Genomic DNA, 16,721 nt, shown 5'->3' with positions numbered 1-16,721 from the left:
GGATATCAAAAAGCAGTACCAGGGGGCGGTGGGGATGAGCAAGGCATCAAGGATATTTGCGATCAGCATGTTGGCACTGACAGTGACCGGTTGTGCGGTCAAGACCCAGCCGATCGAGCGCAGCGTCAGCGAACAGCGCGCGCGTGACGACCTGGCCAGCATGTTCAAGGGCCAGGAGGCACTGCAAGGTCCGCTGACCCTGCACCAGGCAATGGCCCGCGCGGTCAAGTACAACCTGGAGGCGCGCCTGAAGGTGATGGAAGAAGCCTTGGCCCAGCGCCAGGTAGACCTGGCCACGTTCGACATGCTGCCACGCATGGCGATGTCGGCGGGCTATGCAGGGCGCAGCAACACCAGCGCCGCCAGCAGCCGCAGCGTGCTGACCAACACCCAGTCGCTGGAACCCTCCACCTCCCAGGACCGCGACCGCGACGTGGCGGACCTGACCATGGTGTGGAACGTGCTGGACTTCGGTGTCAGCTATGTCAGCGCCAAACAGCAGGGCGACCAGCGCCTGATCGTGCAGGAACGCCGGCGCAAGGTGGTGCAGACCATCATCCAGGACGTGCGCTCGGCCTACTGGCGGGCGGTTGCCGCTGAACGCCTGCTCAAGCAGATCGATGCGTTGATGGTGCGGGTTGAGCAGGCGCGTGACAACAGCGAGCGTATGGGCGAGCAGCGCATTGGCGACCAGATCCAGGCGCTTAACTACCAGCGTTCGCTGATAGAAGCCACACGCCAGCTGGAGGAACAGCGCCGCGCCTTGTCGCTGGCCAAGACCGAATTGGGCGCGCTGATCAACTTGCCGCCGGGCACCGAGCTGACCCTGGCGGCCAGCGACGACTACAGCGTGCCCGAGCTCAAGGTCGGGCTGGACAGCCTTGAGCAGCAGGCGCTTGCCTCACGCCCGGAACTGCGCGAGCAGGACTACCAGGCACGCATCAGTGCCGCCGAGGTGCGCAAGGCGATGCTGCGCATGTTGCCGGGCCTGGAGTTCTCCGCTGGCGGGCATTACGACAGCAACAGCTTCCTGACCAACCAGCACTGGGCCGACTATGGCGTGAAGGTCACCTGGAACCTGTTCAACGTGTTGTCCGGCCCTGCCTCGATCGATGTGGCCAAGGCCGGTGAGCAGGTAGTAGAGGCACGCCGCCAGGCCATGTCGATGGCCATCCTGGCCCAACTCTACGTGGCCAACGCCAACTACAGCGAGGCGCGTCGCCAGTTCGCCACCAGCCAGCAGATGGTCGCCCTTGATCAGCAGATCGTCGAGCAGCTGCGCAACCGCCACCAGGCCCAGGGTATTGGTGAGCTGGAACTGATCCAGGGTGAGCTCAACGCCTTGCAGGCAGACTTGCGCCGCGATCTGGCCTACGCCGAGTTGCGCAACAGCTACGGCCAACTGTTCGCCAGTGCCGGCCTTGATCCGCTGCCGGCAACCTTGCCGTCCGACAAGCTGGCCGACATCGCCCAGGCGCTGGGCAACAGCGAGGCCCGATGGCAGCGTGGCGAGATCACGCCGGAGTCATGACATCTTGGGGCGCCAGGACCTGCTTGAGGACATAACCCAACAGCAGGTCCTGTGCCGTTTGCAGTGTGGTGCCAGCGGTATCCACTACCAGTTCGGGGTGCTGCGGCGCTTCATAGGGTGCATCGATGCCCGTGAACCCCTTCAGCTCGCCCGCCCGTGCCCGGCGGTACAGCCCCTTGGGGTCGCGCGCTTCGCAGGTGGCCAGGTCCGCCTTGACATGCACTTCATGGAACCCGGCCTTGCACGCCCGGCGCGCTGCTGCGCGGTCGGCGCGGTAAGGCGAAATGAGCGCGGCGATGCAGATCAGCCCGGCATCGGCGAACAGCGCTGCCACCTCGGCGGTACGGCGGTTGTTTTCATGACGGTCGGCGGGGGAGAAGCCAAGGTCGGAGTTCAGTCCGTGGCGCAGGGCGTCGCCGTCGAGAACGTAGCAGGGGTGGCCTAATTGCGCCAGGCGGAGTGCCAGGGCGTTTGCCAAGGAAGATTTGCCCGCGCCGGAGAGGCCGGTTAGCCAGATTACTGCGCCGGGGCGGTGGGGGGCGCTTCCTGCGTTGGGCACGGTTGGTTCTCCAAGGGGAGGGCGGGGGTGGGGGCTTGGATGGTTAGGATAGTTGGGGATGGGGTGGGGGATACGCCAAAGGTTTAGGTTCGGACATAAACATGGATTGGAGGCAGTCAAAAAAGACTGCCGGAGACGTGTTTGTGTCGCCCCTGCGCCCGTAGGTACAGGGGCTCTTGGCGAACGATACTTTCAATGATTGCTGTGTTGGCTAAGCCGACTCTCGAAGTATCGCGCAGTCTCTTTGTCGGTGCAGTACAGGTAGCAACCCTTCATCCCGCGTGTCATCAGGGTTCGATACGTATTTTTGATGATCAGGTCTGTTTCACTTTTCGCGAGGGCAGGTTGCTCTTTCATCATTTTTTTCCAGCCGCGAATCGATTTATCGTGCTTGTCGCGCTCATCTGGGGATGTCACGACCTTACCGTCACGTACGACTAGGTCTGGCCCGATGATGACCCCGATGTAGTCGACTTCCAAACCTTGGCAAGTATGAATGCAGCCAACCTGCTCGATGGAGTTCTCAGCGATGATCCACAGGCTGCCATCTTGATCTAGGTTCCATTGGCGTTTGTAGTCACCAATGACGATATCTGCGGCGGCGGAGTCTTTCTTGCTCAACCAAGGCCAGCAATAGCCCGCGACCACACGAGCTTTGTTTCCGTGGTTTTTCTCACTGATTGCTTCATGCATCGCCTGAGGTGAGTCGAACACCTTAAATTCGTACTCTTGGGTTTCAAGCGTTGGATTTGCCGTCGATCGAATGCCAAGCGTGTCATCCAGCCATGCCAGGTAACCGTCAGAGCCACTACAGCGAAACTGCGAAGACAACACGTATTCTTCAACCACAGCGCCCTTGGCTTTCGCAAAGGCGCGAATCGCCTGCTTGCTGCCGATATCGCTCAAGGTCACCCGCTGGTCTTCATCGATAAAGAAAATGGAGCATTTCGCTGAATCAATCAGCTCCTTGATTTGGTTTTCCCCAAGGTTTCCATAAAGCCCGCTTTTCTCATTCAGCCGATGAGCTTCGTCCACGATAAACGCATCGAATGTGTTCGGCTCAGTGTCGATGAATGCCCCAGAGCCTGAAAAGAAATTCGAGAAATGGCTGCGCTTGATGGTGCCAACCAGTTTGCTTTCGTAGACTTTGCGAGGGGCAGCATTCTTGGAGACGTATTTGCTCATCAGCTTCAATTCGGTGAGCTTCACCAGCAGATTGATAGCCAGGACAGTCTTCCCGGTGCCCGGCCCACCTTCGATGATCATCACCTTTGGTGCTTGGTCCGAGGCCTCGCTTGCCGCCGCCAGCGCCGACTCAAAAATTGCTTTCTGATCGTCAATCAATACGAACTCGGGTTTGCCTTTCATCAACCCCCCGAGGGCTTCGGCTAGCGCCTTGGATGGGCGGATTTTCCCTTCGGACAGCTCGTAAAGAACCTCTTTGTTGTCGCCATGACTTATGTGCTTTTTCAGAAAGGTTCTGAGTTTACTGAGCTCTTCCGGGCCTTTCAGAAACAGCGGAGCCTTGCTGATGTGGGGCTCATAGTGGGCTGAATCTATGACCCCGTCGCTGACGTAGTTATGGAGGTAGGCACACGGACGGATTTCGATGCTTTTGTCATACACCGCCTCGTTGAAGCCTTCCAGCAGCGCTGCATATGACCATACCTGATAGGACGGGTGAATGGTCTCAATGAGGCCGCCACCCAACGCCGTTTTGACGATGGCATCCTTGGTTGTGGCGTTGGCCTTACTCCATTGCTTCAGCTCGATCAGTACGGCTTTTTTTGCCTGGTTTTCGTCGCGACCGGTGAGTAGAAAGTCGATTCGCTTCGACGACTGCGGAATGTGCAATTCGATGGCCAGGCCTGCATCGCTCGGCAGGCCTTCATCTCTAAGGACTTTGGCCATGTACGTCAGGGACCCTTGCCACGACCTGATTTCCGAGGAGCCAACGTTCTTGCCGGTTGCTTCCTTGTAATGCCTGAGGATCACCTCCTCAATGTCATCGTTATCGTTGTCTTGGAGAAATTGCTGTTTGGTAGCAGCGTAAACGATCACGGGTTGTCCTTAGGTGCGTGTTGGTCAGAGTCGGTCGTACTTTTTGCTGTTGCTTCTGGCTTTATCTACCGGGTACTTCTGGCCATTCGAGGCGAGTTTCTGTGTCACCGCCTCGTTGAGGTCAATGCCAAGTACGCTGCTCAGGCGAACCAGGTACATCAGTACGTCCGCCAGCTCGTCCTTGACGGCTTGGCCGATTTCGGGATCTGTTGCGGCGGAGATCGAGTCGGCATCGCTCATCCATTGGAAAATCTCGCACAGCTCGCCTACCTCGCCGGTGAGAGCAAGGATGAGATTTTTGGGGGAGTGGAACTGCTGCCAGTCGCGATCATCTGCGAAACGCTGGAGGGATGCGGCGAGCTTCGTTGTGTCAACCAGTGGCGTGGATGATCTGTCTGAGTCACTCACGGGACTATCTCTTGGGTATCAGCGAGGGGCCGAAGGCATGTAGGAAATCAGGCTTAGCATTGTAAGGCCTTTCGCTATTGACGCAGGCTTTTTGTTTTTCTCTCGCTCACTTTCTGCCAGCCGAATTGCTTGCCTGCATTCGTTACGTCATTTGAGGGGCGCGTGAGTCGCCTTAAGCGAATTTTCCAGTGTCTAGCGACAGCCTCCGCCGTTTCAGGTCTGGCAATTGGCGACAGGATGTTGACTGGCGCGGCGACGCACTGGAATCGTCGAAGATCTATATCGCGACTGCCAGCGGCGTCCGACCTGACTGGCGTGTAACTAGGAATCGAAACAACGCCTTACCTCCTGAAAATGGACGCACCGCGCATGCTTGTGGCTTCATCACAATCATCTACAAAGTTGTTGCTTGTGACATCGGTGTTTGTCCTGCCGATTGTCATGAGGGGGATTGCCGCAAAGGACTGTGCGATCAGGGCTACGGCAGTGTTAAGGCGCCCGTCTCTTTCCACTGAGAGAGACGGGCGGCGTTGGCGCAATAGCCGGCCTAGCGAGGAGGTTGCTGCAGGGCAGTGCTGTACTGTTTAGCTGGCGCACGATGGCCATGAGGTTAGAGAGCACCCAACACCGAGGAGGTCACCGGGTGTGCTGTCGAATACTGATCGCCCTTGGAAGAACCACCGCATCGAGTGGGATGGGTATTGAAGACTTTGGTACCTGGGAACCGCCAATGGCAGCGCTTGTATTGGCCCGATAGGGGTAGTGGAAAACACGGGGAGCAACTTGGCTAAGCTAGCTTCTACTACGGGAGCACGCTTGGCCTGCACAGAGTAGCGCTCAAGTTTTCATCATGCCCAGTTCTGCATCATCGAGCAGGGCCTTGGCCAGGGCGCAAAGGTAGTGCGAGGCCCAGAGCAACTGCGGTTTGTCTTCCATCAGCCCGTCGATGCTCAGGTCGCGGGCGTAGCCCATCAGTTCGGAGGCCTGCTCGCGGGCGGCCTGGCATGGGATGCCGGCTTCGATGCGGAAAAGGGCGTGGGTCTGGTTTTCGCCTTGGAAGAAGGTGGTTTTGCCGACGGTGAATTTGGTTTCTTCGGTGGTCACTGTTTGATCTCCCTGAAGTCGTAGTCGCCTGGCCTGGCCCTATCGCCGGCAAGCCGGACGCCTACAAGTTCATCGCTATGCAGGAGAGTCAGGCCAGGCAGATCATGATGCGGGTCAGTGCAGCGTTTGCGGATCGGTGGATTTCTGGATTTGGACCAGCGCCGCTTCAAGCAATGTGCGTAGCGCCTCGAGCTCGTGCATTGAGGTCATGATCAACAACGACACAGGTGACTTGGGCTGCATCTGCATCTGCATTGCCTGCTGGGCGACGGCTTCGGCGCACAAGGCGTAGTCAGCGGCCATCATCAGTGTGTCTTCCAGGGAGTGGAGTAGGTGGGGTGGATCGGGGACTATCTTCAACATGATTGCTTCCATTTCAGGGCCGTCACCGTCTGCTGTCAAACAGAGGGTGGCAGCTGTACGCGGGTTGACAGACCGGCGGAAACAACAAGTTCCGGCGCACGCAAGCGTGCCCGCACGTACAGCCGCCATAACGACGAACCGTTTTGTTGTTTACCGTCGCGACCTGTCAAAGTCATGCCGTTGATGTGCAACGACGCACCGAGACTAAGACCCTGGAAAAGCGACCGCAACGGAAAACAGGGTTGTAGAGTATGTTTGGGAAATGGACTACAAGAAAGGGGATAAATCTGACTTTTTCGCTGCATTTCGAAACGATCTGTAACGTCAAGCAGGTGCGATGTGATTATTTCAGGCACAAAAAAAGACGCCCGAGGGCGTCTTCTTCTTTAGGATTTGGTGGAGCCGGGGGGATTAAAAATGTACACATAAGCTATTGTTTTTAATGTATTTATTTATAGGTTTATGCGTAAGTGCCCCCTTAAGTGCCCCCATGCACGTATTTCCGATGAGCGGTTATTTGAGGAGTTGAACTGGCGTCCTGAGTTATCGTTTCGCGACCGTGCGAGGCCTGTCAACCACCGGGAAGCATTCAATAGAGTCGGTCGGTACAGCATAACCTCGGTTATGTGGCCAGGAGGGTTTGAGCCCAGCTCAGACCGGGTGCTGGGTAGATGTCAGGTCACGCAGTTGGGTTTTTTCCGCGGTAGCGCACCATGGGCTCATCTAGGACGATTTGAGCTGAGGTGCGGTATGAGACACTCGATGGTTACCTGTCACAACTGTGGCAAAGCGATGGTTCCGAGAGCGTCATATAGCCGTGGTTTCTGGGGGTATTCGCCTTCGTCCAATCATTGCCCCTTTTGCCTGAGTGAGAACTGGCACGGCGGAAATCCTGGGTTAGGGGCTCGGCTGCTCGCTTTGGTTGGCCTGGCTCTTGGTGTTCTGGCCTGCGTGTTGGTAGGAGCTCTTCTGTTCAAGGTGCAGTGGTGGCTTGGTGTCGAAGGACAGTGGCCTCTATTGACGCTGGGCACATGTGCTGTATCGGTTAGCGCGGGATACCATTTCTACAACTGGTTTGTTGATTGCTGACCGGTGATCATGCTGTGGAAGGCAGCAATCGGCCAAAAGCGGCCATCCAAGGAAGAGAACGCTTGCGCCGCAAGCGGTGTTTGAACGCCAACAAAAGTACGGGCAATTCACGCCCCCGCTGAAGCGTGTATTAATCGCAGTAACGCCTAGACCGCGACAGGCGCCGGGCGCATTCGTGGCCTTTACCGCGCGTTACTTTTCAGTGAGAACCGACGTAGCTTATCGGGCCTGCTCGGAGCCCCGGCCGGTCGCCTGTAACGGGGATCCTATCGCTTTGTTGATCGTCACAAAGCGCGTGCGCAACCGCCCCTCACTCGCCACCAGACTGCGCCGCGCCTGCAAGTAGCTGCGCTGGCTGTCGAGCACCGAACTGAAGTCGATCGTGCCGCCCTGATAGCGGGCCTGCGCCAATGAATAGGCCTCACCGGCACTTTTCACCTGCAGGTCGAGTTGCTGCGCCTGTTGCTGCTCGGCGCTGTAGGCGCTAAGCGCGTCGTCGATTTCTTGCCAGGCTTTGAGCACAGTGCGTTGGTAAGTCACAGCCGCTTCCTGCTGTTGCAGCTCGCGCAGTTGCACCACGCTTTTGCGCCGACCGTGGTCGAACAGCGGCAGGTCCAGGCTGGGCCCGATCGACCAGGTGCGGCTGCCCCAGTCGCTGAATTCCCCGCTCAGGTACGACTCATAACCAAACTTCGCACCCAGGCGAATGCTCGGGTACAACGCTGCCTGTGCCACGCCAATATCCGCCGTTGCGCTAGTCAGCGCGGCCTCGGCGGCGCGAATATCCGGGCGCTGTAACGCCACTTCCGAGGGCAGGCCCAGGGTCAGGTCGGGCATAGTGCTGGGGCGGTCTTCTTCGATTGGCAGTAGCTGGTCATGCAAGGCGCCAGGGCGCTCACCCAGCAGCAGCGTGAGTTGGTTGGCGCTGGCGCTTTCTTGCGCCAGCAGGGCTGGCAATTGGGCTTTAAGCGCCGCTTGCTCGGCGCGTTGGCGCTCGAGGTCGAGGTGGTCGAGCACCCCGCCCTGCACTCGGGCAGACAGAATTTCTACCTGCTCATCCAACGCGGCGATGTCGTCACGGGCCAGGCGGATCTGGCGCTGAGTAGTGCGCAGCTCGAAGTAATTACGCGCCACGTCGTTGGCCAGGCTTTGGCGGGCCAACTCAAGCAAGGCGGCTTGCTGCGCGATATCGGCATCAGCCGCCTCGACGGAGCGGCTGATGCGGCCCCACAAGTCCAACTCCCACGAGGCGTCGAAACCAGCCTGGTACAGGGTGAAGGGTTCGGCGAGCAGCTTTTTCAGGTCGTCGGCGTTGCTACCGGTGCCTATTGCGTCGATCAAGCGGGTGCCGGCGCCGGTTTCACTTTGCCGTTGGCGGGTGGCCGAACCGCTAACGCCGACTTCCGGCAGGCGCTGCGCGGAGACGGTACTGCGCTGCACCCGCGCTTGTGCGAAGCGTAACGAGGCGGTCTTGAGGTCGGGGCTGGCTTGTACAGCTTGCGTCTGCAAACGGTCCAGCACCGGGTCGGCGAATGCTTTCCACCACGCGGCGTGGGGTGCTTGCGTCACACCGGCAGACGCGCGCAGCGAAGGGTCGGCGCTGCTCCAGGTGGTCCAGTCGTCCGGCGCCGCCGCCGTGGGTTTGACCACGTCGGGGCCGACGGCGCAGGCACTCAGCGCCACGGCGCACACCAGCAGGGCCAGGCGTGCAGGGCGATAAACAAACAGCTGAGAGTCGGACATGGCAGGCACCTGAATCAGGAAAGTCGGTTGCGAAACAGCCAGGCTGCCAGTGGCAGCGTGACGGCGCCCATCAGCAGCAAGGGAATAAAATCGAGCCCTACATCGGCGAGCGTCGCGCCTTCGAGGTACACCCGGCGCACGATGCTGGTACCAAAGCGCAGCGGGTTGATGTAGGTAGCGATCTGCAATACCACCGGCATGTTTTTCACCGAGGTGAGAAGGCCCGAGAGCAGCATCAGCGGCATGATCAGCAAAAAGGTGTAAAGCATTGCCTGCTGCATGGTCAGCGACACCGCCGAAATCGAAAGCCCCAGGCCCACTGCCGCCACGGTAAAGGTCACCAGGCCGAGATAAAGCAAGGCCACCGAGCCGGTCATGGGCACGTCAAACCAGAAGCGGATCACCAGAAAAATAATCGTCGATTGCAAGAGCCCTATGCCAATCGCCGGCACGGCTTTGCCCAGCAGAATCTGCATCGGCGTTAGCGGGGTAACCAGCAACTGGTCAAAGGTGCCCTGCTCGCGCTCGCGGGCCACCGACAGTGCCGCGAGCAGCAGCGTTTGCAGCATGCTCAACGAGGCAATCAGCGCCGGCATCAGGTTCCATTGCGACTCAAGGTTGGGGTTGAACCAGGCGCGCCGCTCAATAGTGATACCCGGCGCAGCGCCGCCCAATGAGCCATTGAGGTCGGCGACGATGGAACCCACATAGCCGCCCGCCAGGCCGGCGGACGAGGAATTGCGACCGTCCAAAATCACTTGCAGCGGCGCACGCTGCTGGCTCGCCAGGCGTTGCTGGAAGTCGGACGGAATGCTCAACACCATCAGCGCCTTGCCGTCATCGATCACCGTGGCGATCTGCGCCGGGCTGGTGAGCGTGGCGACCCGCTTGAATACACCGGTGCCGTCCAGCCGCGCCAACAGTTCGGTAGACGCCTGCCCGTGGCTTTGGTCCAGCACCGCGTAGGGCGCGCTGTTGAGGTCATAGGTGGCGCCGTAACCGAACAGCAGCGCCTGGACCAGCGCCGGGCCGATCAGCACCACGCGGCTGGCCGGTTCTTTGACCAGGGCGATCAGCTCCTTGCGTACCAGCGCACCGATCTGCGCCAGGCTCGCTAAAAACGCGTTCATCGGCTCACTCCAGTGTTTTGCGCAAGGTGCGCGTGGTGGCCCAGGTGAGCACCAGCGCATAGAGGCTAAGAACGGCACAACTGCGCACGATGGTCGGCCAGTGGTCGCCCGCCAGAAACAGGGTTTTGATCAAGGCCATAAAGTGCGTGGCCGGCAACAGTTGGCTAATCACCTGAATGACCACCGGCACGTTGCGCAAGTCGAAGACAAAACCGGACAGCATCATGGCGGGCATAAAGCTGGTGAGCAGCGCCATCTGACTGGCTTGGAATTGGTTACGGGTGGCGCCGGAAATGTACAAACCCAGCAGCAATGACACCGTCAGGTAAAGCATCGAACTGAGCACGATAATGACCAGCGAGCCGCGTATCGGCACATGAAATAAAAACGACGAGGCCAGCAAGCACATCACCAAGTCGATGGCACCGATCACCAGGTACGGCGCCAGTTTGGACAGCACCAACTCCAGTGGCCGCACCGGCGTGACAAACAGCGACTCCAACGTGCCGCGCTCCCATTCGCGGGCGATCAGCAGCGAGGTCAGGAATGCACCAATTAGCGTCAACACCAGCACGATCAAGCCTGGCACCAGGTACCAGCGGCTTTCACCGGTTTCGTTGAACCACATGCGTTGCACCACTTCCACGCTGCCACCAGCTGCGGGTTTGTTGCCAGCACGGTCAGCCTGCTGCTGCGCCCAGCCACCAATGGCGCCGCTGACATAGCCTTCGATAATCGATGCGGACGTGGAGTCGACGCCGTTGAGCATCAACTGAATACGCGCATCGCCAGCCGCCAGACGCCGAGAAAAATCCAGCGGGATGCGCACAATGCCGTCCACTTCACCAGCCTGTAGCATCCGCTCGGCTTCGGGCATATCGGCCACCCACACCGGCGCCAAGTACTTCGAGCCCTCAAGCCCCGCCGCCACGTCACGGGCGGTGGCCGAATGGTCTTCCAGCACCAGCGCGACCGGCGCATTTTCCACGTTGAACGAAAGGCCGTAGCCAAACAGCAGAATCAGCGCCAACGGCAACAGCAAGCCCACTGCCAAGTTGCTTTTGTCGCGCAGCAACTGCCGCACTTCCTTGCGCAGCAGCGCGGTAAACCGGCTGCTGAAACCTGATGCACGGGTGCTCATGGGTGCGCGCCCTCGGTTGTCGGGCGGCTGGCGGCGCGGCCTTGTTCCACGATGGCGATAAATGCGCTGTTCATGTCGTTGCCGGCAGCGCCACCGGCCTGCTCGCGCACCTCGCTCGGGGTGCCAAGCGCAAGCATCTTGCCGGCATCCTGAATGGCGATGCGGTCGCAGTACTCGGCCTCTTCCATAAAGTGCGTGGTGATGATGATGGTCACGCCGCTCTGCGCCAGCGCGGTGATGGTGCGCCAGAAGGCACGCCGGGCCAGGGGATCGATGCCGCTGGTGGGTTCGTCGAGAAAGAGGATTTCCGGTTCATGCAGCAGGCCAGTGGCCATGGCCAGCCGCTGCTTGTAACCGCCTGGCAGCAGGCCACTGACGGCTTTTGCTTTGAGCTCGAATTGCTCGAGGGTGGCGGCGATGCGCTGCTGCAGCACTGCGCCACGCAGGCCGTAGGCACCGCCAAAAAATTCGAGGTTTTCCAGCACTGTGAGGTTGCCGTACAGGGCGAATTTTTGTGATACGTAGCCGATGCGCGCACGGGCCTCGGCGCGGGCGTTGCGCAGGTTCAACCCGGCCACTTGCAGTTGGCCACTGGTGGCCGGCAGCAGCCCGCAAAGCATACGAAAGGTGGTGGTTTTGCCAGCGCCATTGGGGCCGAGCAGACCGAATATCTCGCCGCGCGCCACTGCAAACGAGGTGCTGGCGACGGCGGTGAAATCACCAAACGTGCGCACCAGATCTTGCACCTCAATGGCGGGTTTACCATCGGTTTTGCGGGTCGCGGTGCCGGCGCTCGCATGTTCAGCCAGGTTCGCTGCTTCAGGTACCGGCGTCGCCTGCGCGCTTTCGTGATGCTGACGCAGCATCATCATGAAGGTGTCTTCGAGCTCAGGTTGCCGTTGCTGGTAGGCCACCCCGACCAGCACTGTTTCCAGCGCAGGGCCGTCGGTGTCGGTCTGGCGGATAAAGCGCACAGCGCCGCCTTTGGGCACGGCGTCGACTATCGCGTCGCGGGCGTCGAGCAAACGCGCCTGCAGGTCGCGCGCCGGCATGCCTGCCGGGGGTGTCGCCACGTAGGTCAAGCCATGGGCTTTTTGCGTCAGCGCCGCAGGCGTGCCCTCGGCCAGAATGTTGCCTTCGTGCATCACGAATACGTTGGCGCAGCGCTCTGCCTCATCCATATATGAGGTGCTGATAATCACGCTGAGGTTTTCGTCATCCACCAGCTGCTGCACGATTTTCCACAAGTCGCGGCGCGACAGCGGGTCGACGCCCACGCTCGGCTCGTCGAGTAACAGCAAATCGGGCGAGCGCACCAGGGTGCAGGCCAGGCCAAGCTTTTGTTTCATACCGCCGGACAGTTTGCCGGCCGGGCGATCGGTGAACCGCGTGAGGTCGGTCATCTCCAACATGCGGGCGAAACGCTCGCGGCGAACCGCCTGCGGCACGCCATGCAAATCGGCGTAGAGGTTGAGGTTTTCCTCCACGCTTAAATCTTCGTACAGGCCGAAACGCTGGGGCATGTAGCTGATGCGGTCTTGCACCGTCTGTGGCTGCGCCGACACATCGATACCCAGCACGTGCAGGCTGCCGGCGTCGGGCTTTAGCAGCCCGGCCATCATGCGCAAGAGGGTGGTTTTCCCCGCGCCATCGGGCCCAACCAGCGCCGTCAATTCGCCCGCGCGCACGGTCAGCGCGATGTCGTTGACCGCATGCAACGGGCCACCGCCCGGCGCTTCGAAGGTTTTGCGCAAACCCTTGGCCGCAACGGTAATGGCGGCGTCGGTCATTGCACGGCGCCAGTGGCCAACTTGACGGTGGCCGGTTGGCCCAGGCGCAGTGCGTTGTCGGGGTCCTTAACCAGCACGCGCACTTCGTACACCAGGCTGGTGCGCAGCTCTTCGGTTTGTACGGCTTTGGGGGTGAACTCGGCCACGGAGGAGATATAACCCACCGTGCCGGCGATGGCCCGGTCAGGAGAGGCATCAGTAAACACGCTGGCATTCATGCCGGGTTTGACGCGGCCAAGGTCCGGCTCGTTGACGTACACGCGCACCCACTTGGGCTCGGTCAATGCCAATGCCAGCACCGGGCGTTGCGGGGTGGCCATGTCGCCCGGTTCCAGCAACCGCGAACGCACCACGGCATCGGCAGGTACTTTGAGTTGGCCTTGCTCAACCTGGTGTTGCAACAGCGCCAACTGCGCTTGCGAGGCCTTCAGTTGAGCCTCTGCACCGGCTAGCTCTTCCTGGCGCGGGCCGATTTCGGTCAGGCGCTGGGCCTCCTGGCGCTCAGCTACCGTGGCCCGCGCCACTTGCACGCTGCTCTTGGCGCGATCGAGGTCTTGGGCACTGACGCCACGGCCTTTGGTGGAATCGGCGATGCCTTGCAGGCGCGCCAGGTCTTGCGCCGCACGCGTGGCATCGGCCTGCGCCGCCAGTGTGCGGCTGCGCGCCTGGGCGATTTCCTGGGGCCGTGAACCGCTGCGCAGCAGCTTCAGATTCTGCTGCTGCACCTCGATCTGCGCCTGCGCCTGCTCGGCTTGCAATTCGAGCGTGCGGGTATCGAGAACAGCCACCACATCGCCCTTGTGCACCCCCTCACCCTCATCGACGCTTAGCGAAGCGATGCGGCCGTTGCCATCGAAGGCCAGCGAGATCTGGCGAATATCGACGTTGCCATGCAGCACCAGGCCGTCGTCTTTTTTGCCCGAGCTGAACTGCAGCCCGGCCCAGAACGCCAGGGCTACAACGCCAAGGACCACGAGGATGACTGGCAGTTTTTTCATGGTGTATTTCCACGAGACATGAGAGCGACAGGGAGGTAAAGACAGCCTAGGTTAAATTGAATTTAAACTAAAACTCAAGCACTATCACCGGATCCTGGGTTGTTTGATGGAAAGGCTAGATGAGTAAAAGTCCCCGCGCCGCGCGTATCGACGGCGAAGTTACCCGCGCTCGAATTCTGGAGGCGGCAGGGGCGCTGTTTGGCACGGCAGGCTTTGCCGAGACCACCAGCAAGGCCATTGCGGCCAAGGCTGAGGTGGATCTGGCTTCCATCAATTACCACTTCGGCGGACGCGACTGGCTCTATCAGGCCGTGCTGGTGGAAGCGCACCGCCGCGTTCTGGATGTGACCGCATTGCAGCACATCGCAGAAAGCGAGCTGCCGGCATCGGAAAAACTTAGAAGCCTGTTTGAACAACTGGTGCCCAAAACAATGGGCGACGCCAACAGTTGGCACCTCACCGTGCTGGCCTCGGAAATTTTTGCGCCCTCCTCGCACCTGCAGGTGCTGATGCAGTCGGAGGTGCCGATTAAGGTGTCGCTGATCCTGGGCCTCGTCGCGCAGCTCACCGGTATTCCCATGGGCAACCCTGCCCTGCTGCGCTGCCTGCTTAGCGTTGTCGCGCCTTGCCTGATGCTACTGATTGGGCAACGCAATATTCCCGGCCCTATTCAGGAAATCAGCGCACTGCCGCGCGAAGAAACCGTCGAGCACCTGTACCACTTCGCCCTGGCGGGACTGGAAGCCGCAGGGCGCAGATTCCGCGCAGAACCGGGCTAAGGCGCTGTTGCTGTCATCAGTTGCGCAATGCCGCTGCGGGCATTGGCCTCGCGCGCCAGCACGCGCTCTTCGGCACTGGCGTAGTGGCGGTCCCAGGCCAACACCTTGGGTGTCATTAGCTTGTGCCACAGGGGCGGGATCATGGCGGCGATGATGGTGGTCAGATAACCGCCCACCATCATGGGCGCATCGGCAAACGGCTTGAGGTCTACGAGAGGAGATTTCACAACCGATTCGGCGTCTCCTACGAAATGGCGGCGATGCGCAGCTCAAGGGTGATTCTCGCAAGCCCATATCAGTCCAATTGTACAGAGCCATTATCGAAAGGCTGCTTTTGGCCGATTTCTGCCTGTCGTAACTGGCAGAAGTCGGCCAGTTGCAGCTAGGCAGGGATACACGCCCGCTCGCTATCATCTGCTTTTAACATGTTGATCTTGATCCGCTCAGGGTAAAGGCTGCCGTCGTCATCTGTTGTGCATCCTTCGCACGTTATGTTTTTCTGCGACTGACATGTCGTCATCCGTCGATCATCTGACGCGAGGTAGGTTGATAGTGTGAGCCAGTCCACCCACTTTCGGTAGATTTCCGACGGTAGAACGGTCTGAAATCGAATTCCGGGGGCTCAGCGATCGGTCACCATTTTGGCTCTTACAGCGAAGAGAGCCTTGGCCATGAGTAAAGAAGCACAAACGATAGTCACCCTGCTGGATCAGCAGTACGAGCAGCTGCTTGCGGACGCGAGATACCTGGCTGCAAGCTATATGGATGCGTCCATGAAGATATACAAAAAGACCGGGGTTAAATCTGTCGTGGCTGCAGTGTCAATCAAGCAAACGAGCCCGAATGCTTACTCGATCTACTGGTGCAAACTGGTGCCACTGCAAGGGCAAAAAAACAAGTTCGCGCCCCTGACTATTCCCAAAGGCAACGGCAAACACAAATACCCGGCTTCCTCGTTTGAGTTTGTGAAATCCCCTTACCGCGGCCTCGTTTTACAGGTTGAGGAGCGTCTGGCTGAGATTCGCAGCATCGCCAGTGAGAATCGTCAGCTGCGTCGGACGTTGGTCGCCTATGAGAAAAAGCTGTGTAGATATCAAGCGCTTGATCATGGCGACCTCTGCTCGGAGGAGTAGAGTCTGAGCACACTATAAGCAGTGCCAAACGGATCTGAACCGACTTAAATACCCGAAAGCCCCGTGCTGCTTGGTCTGACGGGGCTTTCTCGTATCAGCAGTGAACTCCGGCGAGACATACTGCTGCGCTTGGTCAGGGACGGCGACGGGTACGGGCTATAAGCAGTGTAGGGCGCTAAATCTACTCGCTGTCAGCCAGCAGGCCCGTGCAGGTGGGGGCGGAGGCCGTATTTGCTATTAGCAGTGACGCTTACGACCAAGTCAGCCGCCCAGCTGCGATCTGTATTAGTAGTGAAAGGCTTCACTTTCATAAAATAATCTTTGGTAGGTGCCGGCCTAGCTGGTACCCGTGTCGCGTAGCGGGTGGCGACGGTGACGCGCTACTCCTCAGTGCCTCGCTGCTTTTCGAACGCAATACGGTTCATTACGCACATGGGGATGGGGTAGCCCTGGATGTGGGTCGTGAGGGCCTCGTTGCCTGCTATCACCGTGATGCAGGATAGGCCTCTGCTGAAGCGCATTCCTCGTCCCGAGTAATTGCGCGGGATGATCTCCCAGGATTCGTCGTCGTAGTAAAAACCAACGATTTCTGACCAGCGCGATTTGATGCCCGCGCCCATGATGCCCACTGGTGTCAGGCAGAAAATCTCTACCTGGGTTTCCTGCCCAAGAGGTACAGCATAAACCCGACCGTTGGGCGCAATAGGTGGGAAGTACAGCCCGTTACCGAGGTGACGAAATTCCATGCTTGTGCTCCGGATAGATGAGGTCGCTAGATACTCTCCGGTAGCTTTCGGAAAACCCAAGATCAGATGTTGCCAGCGAGTCGGCGCACGAGTTTTAGCGTACTTGGCAAGCTAGCTCGCCACATGGAGGGCGTGCATGTTGCTGA

At 59.5% G+C, this 16,721-nt stretch carries 15 protein-coding genes; 3 read left to right on the top strand and 12 right to left on the bottom strand.

Annotated features, from left to right (window positions below):
• Positions 1–34: 34 nt before the first annotated feature.
• The gene (locus ACMGGN_RS18860; RefSeq protein WP_414156841.1) at positions 35–1,531 is read left to right on the top strand and encodes a TolC family protein; all 1,497 of its coding nucleotides are present in this window, start codon (positions 35–37) and stop codon (positions 1,529–1,531) included.
• Here the strand turns inward: ACMGGN_RS18860 and cysC are convergent.
• The 10 genes from cysC to ACMGGN_RS18810 form a co-directional block, all read right to left on the bottom strand.
• Positions 1,515–2,090, bottom strand: a complete 576-nt coding sequence (cysC, locus tag ACMGGN_RS18855) for an adenylyl-sulfate kinase (RefSeq protein WP_414156182.1) — start codon at positions 2,088–2,090, stop codon at positions 1,515–1,517. The two genes, ACMGGN_RS18860 and cysC, sit on opposite strands and share 17 nt — an antisense overlap.
• Before the next feature lie 192 nt (positions 2,091–2,282).
• Positions 2,283–4,151: a DNA/RNA helicase domain-containing protein gene (locus tag ACMGGN_RS18850; protein ID WP_414156181.1), complete on the bottom strand. Its 1,869-nt coding sequence runs from the start codon at positions 4,149–4,151 to the stop codon at positions 2,283–2,285.
• A gap of 24 nt (positions 4,152–4,175) precedes the next feature.
• The gene (locus ACMGGN_RS18845) at positions 4,176–4,559 is read right to left on the bottom strand and encodes a nucleotide pyrophosphohydrolase (RefSeq protein ID WP_414156180.1); all 384 of its coding nucleotides are present in this window, start codon (positions 4,557–4,559) and stop codon (positions 4,176–4,178) included.
• An 837-nt stretch (positions 4,560–5,396) separates the two neighbouring features.
• Positions 5,397–5,663: a DUF3077 domain-containing protein gene (locus tag ACMGGN_RS18840; protein WP_012312623.1), complete on the bottom strand. Its 267-nt coding sequence runs from the start codon at positions 5,661–5,663 to the stop codon at positions 5,397–5,399.
• Between the two features lie 114 nt (positions 5,664–5,777).
• Complete coding sequence (locus ACMGGN_RS18835) at positions 5,778–6,026, bottom strand: hypothetical protein (RefSeq protein WP_414156179.1); 249 nt, start codon at positions 6,024–6,026, stop codon at positions 5,778–5,780.
• Between the two features lie 1,308 nt (positions 6,027–7,334).
• A complete protein-coding gene (locus ACMGGN_RS18830) occupies positions 7,335–8,858 on the bottom strand; it encodes an efflux transporter outer membrane subunit (protein ID WP_150570762.1) in 1,524 nt (507 codons plus the stop codon).
• 14 nt (positions 8,859–8,872) lie between these two features.
• The gene (locus ACMGGN_RS18825) at positions 8,873–9,988 is read right to left on the bottom strand and encodes an ABC transporter permease (protein WP_056791185.1); all 1,116 of its coding nucleotides are present in this window, start codon (positions 9,986–9,988) and stop codon (positions 8,873–8,875) included.
• Positions 9,989–9,992: 4 nt separating this feature from the next.
• Complete coding sequence (locus tag ACMGGN_RS18820) at positions 9,993–11,129, bottom strand: ABC transporter permease (protein ID WP_056791187.1); 1,137 nt, start codon at positions 11,127–11,129, stop codon at positions 9,993–9,995.
• Positions 11,126–12,919 (bottom strand): ATP-binding cassette domain-containing protein, encoded by a 1,794-nt coding sequence (locus tag ACMGGN_RS18815; RefSeq protein ID WP_414156178.1) that lies wholly within the window; start codon positions 12,917–12,919, stop codon positions 11,126–11,128. Before ACMGGN_RS18815 ends, ACMGGN_RS18820 begins: the two co-directional genes overlap by 4 nt.
• A complete protein-coding gene (locus ACMGGN_RS18810; RefSeq protein WP_056791193.1) occupies positions 12,916–13,917 on the bottom strand; it encodes an HlyD family efflux transporter periplasmic adaptor subunit in 1,002 nt (333 codons plus the stop codon). Before ACMGGN_RS18810 ends, ACMGGN_RS18815 begins: the two co-directional genes overlap by 4 nt.
• A 119-nt stretch (positions 13,918–14,036) precedes the next feature.
• Between ACMGGN_RS18810 and ACMGGN_RS18805 the strand changes: the two genes are divergently transcribed.
• Positions 14,037–14,696 (top strand): TetR/AcrR family transcriptional regulator, encoded by a 660-nt coding sequence (locus ACMGGN_RS18805; protein ID WP_414156177.1) that lies wholly within the window; start codon positions 14,037–14,039, stop codon positions 14,694–14,696.
• On the opposite strand, the gene ACMGGN_RS18800 is transcribed toward ACMGGN_RS18805, so the two are convergent.
• Positions 14,693–14,923 carry a hypothetical protein gene (locus ACMGGN_RS18800; protein WP_056791198.1) on the bottom strand — a complete coding sequence of 77 codons (231 nt, stop codon included), beginning with the start codon at positions 14,921–14,923 and terminating at the stop codon, positions 14,693–14,695. The genes ACMGGN_RS18805 and ACMGGN_RS18800 overlap by 4 nt on opposite strands.
• A 444-nt stretch (positions 14,924–15,367) precedes the next feature.
• Between ACMGGN_RS18800 and mobI the strand changes: the two genes are divergently transcribed.
• The gene (gene mobI, locus ACMGGN_RS18795) at positions 15,368–15,829 is read left to right on the top strand and encodes a conjugative transfer protein MobI(A/C) (RefSeq protein ID WP_034061316.1); all 462 of its coding nucleotides are present in this window, start codon (positions 15,368–15,370) and stop codon (positions 15,827–15,829) included.
• Positions 15,830–16,209: 380 nt separating this feature from the next.
• Here mobI and ACMGGN_RS18790 read toward each other — a convergent pair whose 3' ends face one another.
• A complete protein-coding gene (locus ACMGGN_RS18790; RefSeq protein ID WP_034061318.1) occupies positions 16,210–16,575 on the bottom strand; it encodes a hypothetical protein in 366 nt (121 codons plus the stop codon).
• Between the last annotated feature and the right edge of the window lie 146 nt (positions 16,576–16,721).

This window comes from Pseudomonas sp. BNK-30, assembly GCF_047456185.1.
Lineage (GTDB): Bacteria > Pseudomonadota > Gammaproteobacteria > Pseudomonadales > Pseudomonadaceae > Aquipseudomonas > Aquipseudomonas putida_E.
Note: the sequence above shows the minus strand (reverse complement) of the source record. Positions and strands in the feature narration are given on the sequence as shown.